The sequence below is a fragment of the Kitasatospora sp. NPDC048722 genome (assembly GCF_040650235.1).
Taxonomy (GTDB): Bacteria; Actinomycetota; Actinomycetes; order Streptomycetales; family Streptomycetaceae; genus Kitasatospora.
This window is the reverse complement of sequence record NZ_JBEZGX010000104.1, coordinates 1-4022: the sequence shown is the minus strand read 5'-3', so window position 1 is coordinate 4022 and position 4022 is coordinate 1. Positions and strand designations below refer to the sequence as shown.

The 4022-nt window shown below is 75.6% G+C and carries 5 protein-coding genes; 2 read left to right on the top strand and 3 right to left on the bottom strand.

Annotated features, from left to right (window positions below):
* Window positions 1-1046: 1046 nt before the first annotated feature.
* Together AB0C76_RS39890 and AB0C76_RS39885 are read right to left on the bottom strand one after the other, a co-directional pair.
* Complete coding sequence (locus tag AB0C76_RS39890) at window positions 1047-1214, bottom strand: hypothetical protein (RefSeq protein ID WP_359975223.1); 168 nt, start codon at window positions 1212-1214, stop codon at window positions 1047-1049.
* A 104-nt stretch (window positions 1215-1318) separates the two neighbouring features.
* The gene (locus AB0C76_RS39885) at window positions 1319-1633 is read right to left on the bottom strand and encodes a hypothetical protein (protein WP_359975220.1); all 315 of its coding nucleotides are present in this window, start codon (window positions 1631-1633) and stop codon (window positions 1319-1321) included.
* A 346-nt stretch (window positions 1634-1979) separates the two neighbouring features.
* On the opposite strand from AB0C76_RS39885, the gene AB0C76_RS39880 reads away from it, so the two are divergent.
* Window positions 1980-2294, top strand: coding sequence for a hypothetical protein (locus tag AB0C76_RS39880; RefSeq protein WP_359975217.1), 315 nt, complete (start codon window positions 1980-1982; stop codon window positions 2292-2294).
* Window positions 2295-2559: 265 nt separating this feature from the next.
* Here AB0C76_RS39880 and AB0C76_RS39875 read toward each other — a convergent pair whose 3' ends face one another.
* Window positions 2560-3141: a TetR/AcrR family transcriptional regulator gene (locus tag AB0C76_RS39875; RefSeq protein WP_359975250.1), complete on the bottom strand. Its 582-nt coding sequence runs from the start codon at window positions 3139-3141 to the stop codon at window positions 2560-2562.
* 100 nt (window positions 3142-3241) lie between these two features.
* Here AB0C76_RS39875 and AB0C76_RS39870 point away from each other — a divergent pair, with 100 nt between their 5' ends.
* Window positions 3242-3700 (top strand): DUF1772 domain-containing protein, encoded by a 459-nt coding sequence (locus AB0C76_RS39870; protein ID WP_359975214.1) that lies wholly within the window; start codon window positions 3242-3244, stop codon window positions 3698-3700.
* The last annotated feature ends 322 nt before the right edge of the window (window positions 3701-4022 follow it).

Sequence of the window (4022 nt, the reverse complement as noted above, 5' to 3'; positions counted from 1 at the left end):
CCCCCCGGGGCAGAGGCCGCCCGGAGGCGAACGGGCCGAGCCGCGGTGGCTGCGCTCACCGGCGCCGTCGGCAGACGGGGCCTCACCCTCTGCCGCACCGCCCGGCCACCGCCACAACAGCCGCAACAGCCGCAACCCCGTCACCGCGACGCCTCCGCCCGCCCCCCCGGGGCAGAGGCCGCCCGGAGGCGAACGGGCCGAGCCGCGGTGGCTGCGCTCACCGGCGCCGTCGGCAGACGGGGCCTCACCCTCTGCCGCACCGCCCGGCCACCGCCACAGCTGCCCGCCGCGCACCGGCGGACACCTCTGCGGGAGCACCCGGAGCTCCGTGACCGGGTTCAAGAAGTCGTCGAAGCTCAACGAGCAGGCGTAGCCCGAGGGAACCAGCGCCAGGACCTTCGCCGTGACCTCGGCCTCCTCCTCACCGCTCCAGGCGAAGGCATGCCGGTCGGGGTCGACCTCCAGCCACGCCAGCAGACGGGGTATCAGATACGGGCTACTGGACGTGGTGATCCTCCGATGATCAGTCCGGTCAGGGCAACCGGCTGATGCCGCCAGGACTACGCCGCGTCTGTCATCTGCAATTCCAGAGCGATCCGTCCCCGTTGATTACGGCGTGAGTCGGCCCGCACCGGCCAGTCAGCCACGCTGCAGCTAACGAACGCAGTCGGGCACATTCACCTGTACGTGGTTGGGCATACGTCCCTGTACGCCGACACCGTGACGTCTCATGGACCGCCAGAGCAATCGGTTGTCCCTTGAGCGCCGTCCCAGGGCAGAATGAGCGCGTGGCAACCTGAAGAGCACCGGCCGGACGGAAGTCTTGGCGCAAGAGGGGGTATGGCTGGTCAGTCCGCGACGGTGACCGCTGGATCTGCCTCGTGTGCCACGAGCCTGTCCGCTCCTACCAGTACCGTTTCCATCCGCCCGAGTCCTCCTTCTCCGAGCGTTGCGTCGGGTTTGCCTGGTGCTCGGGGTGCCGGATCTACTCGGGCAGCATGGTCTACGTTCCTCGCCAACGTGTTCTGGTCGACGCCCTCGCCTCGCTACCTGCCGATGACCGCGATCAGTTGTTGCGGAAGGAGGCCGTACTGGTCGACCACCTCGACAGCCGAGGCCTCGGTCAGTACTGACCCGAGCCCCCGCCCTGGGCCGTCGTGCTCGGCGCCGTCGCCGTCCAGCCCCGATGTGACCCCCGCACTCAGCGCTCTCATGCCGCGTGGAGGACGTGTTCCCGGGCGCGGCGGGGGGCAACGGGCTTTCGGCCCGGGGCCGGGGCACGGGCCGGTGGCGCGGGTGGTGTCGGGCGGTCAGGCGGTCAGGCGGTCAGGTGGGTGCGGGTGGTGGTGCGGATGCGGTGGGTGCATCCGTGGGCGGCGAGTGCGGTCAGGGCGGGGATGCGGGTGGTGGTGCGGGCGGTGTGGAGCTGGAGGCGGTCGGTGGCGGCGAGCAGTTCCTCCGGGCTCCAGGGCCCGTCGAGGGTGATGGCGCGCAGCAGGGCCCATTCGCGCGGGCGCCGGGCGGTGAAGGCGTCGGTGGCGGCCCTCGCCCGGCTCCAGGCCGGGTGGGCGGGGGTGGTGAGGAGTGCGGCGGCCTGGCGGTCGGGGTATTCGCAGACGGCGGTGTTCGCCATGACGGGGCCGGGGCCGGCCGGGGTGCGCGCGGCCAGGGCGGGCGGGGCGTCGGGGTGACGTGGCCCCGCGCCGCGGCCGGGCGCACCGTGCCTGCCGGCGCGCTGCGCCCGGCCGCGCCGGGCGGGGCGCCGGGTGTGGCGTGCGGCGGTTCCCGGTGCGGGGCCGGGGGAGTCGGAGACCTGACGGCCTGCCGTATCCCGCGGCTGCGCCGGCTGTGCCGGCTGCGCGGTTGCGCTGGTTGTGGTGACGGGAGCCGGGCTTGGTGTGCGGCATGGCGGGCCGGCCCCACCGGGCCGGGGCCCGGGATGACGGGGTGGGGTATCCGGAAACAGGGGGGTGGTGTGGGTGGCGCTGGCGGGGAAGGGCTCGCGGGTGATCGTCGTCGGCGGGGACCGTTACCGCTGGACGGTGGCACCCGACGACGAGCCGGGCCTGGCGCTCGTGGTGGCGCATGCGGACGGTGACGGGCAGCGCCTGGTGGTGTGGGTGGGGCACGGCGTGGTGATCGCGCCGGGGCTGGTGGCCGGCCTGGTCCGGGAGGCGCTGGAGCGCCACGGCTGGACACCCCGCCACCGCCGGCGCCAGCTGACGCTGCGCAGCCCGGACGGGAACCCCGGTCCCGCCCGCCCGGGGCTGGTGCCCTGGCCGCCCCCGAACTGAACGGGCCGCCACCGTCCCCGGCCGTCCCCGGCCGGGACGCGGGGCGGCGCCGGGGACCGGGCGGGGCGGGGGCCGGCCCGGATGCCGCGACGGGTGGCGGGGGTGCGGGTGGCGGGGGTGCGGGTGATGGGGCCGCGGCGGGGTGTGGTGGTGCCGGTGGTGCGGGCGCGGGCGCGGGTGAGCGCGGGCGCGGGCACAGGCGGGCGGCGGGGTCCGGGGGGCGTACGGCCGCCGCCGCGACGGCGTGTCGGATCGGGACGGGGTGTCAGAGCGCGGTGAAGCGCTCCACCAGCAGCCGCGTCCTGCGCCCGGCGTCCTCGGGCGGCAGGCGCCCGGCCCGGGTCAGGGTGGCCAGTCCGTGCAGGGCCGCCCAGAACACCTCGGTGAACAGCGCCGGGTGGGGGCCGTCGCCGGCCGCCGCGCCGAGGCTCTCCAGCAGGGCGGCGAAGGCGTCCTTCAGCGGCCCGGGGGTGTCCTCGCGCGCGAACGCCAGGCCGCCGTCGAGGTGGAACAGGGCGTCGTAGAGCGCCGGGCTGCCCGCGGCGAAACCGAGGTAGGCCCGGGCCACGGCACCGACCCGCTCCCGCGGCCCGCCCGCGGCGCCGGCGGCCGCGGCCCGCAGCACCCCGGCCAGCTCGGCGGCGCCTTCGAGGGCGACCGCGCCGATGATCTCCCGCTTGCCGCGGAAGTGCCCGTAGAGGACGGGCTGGCTGTAGCCGATGCGCTCGGCCAGCCGCCGGGTGGTCACCGCCTCCCAGCCCTGCCGCTCGGCGAGTTCACGGGCCGCCGCCACGATGAGGCGCTCGCGCTGCGCCCGTTTGCGCCGCTTGCGTTCCTGGACCGGCATGACCGACATGACTCGACCCTAGCATCGCTAGACAATAGAGCGGCAGCAGGTCTAGCGTTGCCTCATCGGCTAGCAGCACTAGATGCCTGGAGGGGTCATCATGCTCAGCGCACTCGAGGTCTTCACCACCGTGGTCGTCGGGGTGATGGTGGGGGTGGAGTTCTGCGTCGCCTTCGTCGTCAACCGGATCCTCGACGCGCTCCCCGAGGACAGCGGCCAGCTCGGCCGCGCCCACGGGGGACGGATGCTCGGCGCGGTGATGCCGTTCTGGTACATCGGCTCGCTCGTCCTGGTCGTGCTGTGGACCGTCGCCGGATGGCACCGGCAGGGCGCCGCTCTCGTCGTCACCGCCGGCGTCCTGCTGGTCGTCAGCGTGCTCATGTCCGTCCTGCTGCTCGTCCCGATCAACAACCGGGGCAAGACGTGGACCCCCGGGAACCGGCCCGAGGACTGGAAGGAGCAGATGAAGCGCTGGGACCGCTTCCACTACGTCCGCGTCGCCGTGATCATCGCCGCCTTCGCCCTGCTGGCCGCCGCCCTCGTCCGAGCGGCGCTCTGAGCGGCGGCGGCGCGGGGCTCCCGGCCCCGGTCCGGGCGGGGCCCCCGGCCCGGGCACCGGGGCGCGCGGGGCGGGCCCGGCGGGCAGGCCTTCCCGGCACGGGGCGTGGTGGGGCGCGATGCCCCGCCACGCCCCCGGGCTTGCCGGGCGGGCGCTCGGCGTGTTGCGCTCCCCGCGGCGCCCGGTGCCGTGACCGGCGGGCCGTCACCCCCCCTGCGCTCCCACCACTTCCGGCCGGCGGCCCGGTCCGCTCTCTCCGGGATGACGGCCCCGGCGCCGCGCGTGCGCGGGCGGCCCGGTGCGCCCGCGGCCCGTGATCGGC

Excerpts from the sequence above, each read along its gene's own strand:
- AB0C76_RS39890 (WP_359975223.1), bottom strand. The coding sequence starts at position 1,214 with ATGAGAGCGCTGAGTGCGGGGGTCACATCGGGGCTGGACGGCGACGGC.
- AB0C76_RS39875 (WP_359975250.1), bottom strand. The coding sequence starts at position 3,141 with ATGCCGGTCCAGGAACGCAAGCGGCGCAAACGGGCGCAGCGCGAGCGC.
- AB0C76_RS39870 (WP_359975214.1), top strand. The coding sequence starts at position 3,242 with ATGCTCAGCGCACTCGAGGTCTTCACCACCGTGGTCGTCGGGGTGATG.
- AB0C76_RS39885 (WP_359975220.1), bottom strand. The coding sequence starts at position 1,633 with ATGGCGAACACCGCCGTCTGCGAATACCCCGACCGCCAGGCCGCCGCA.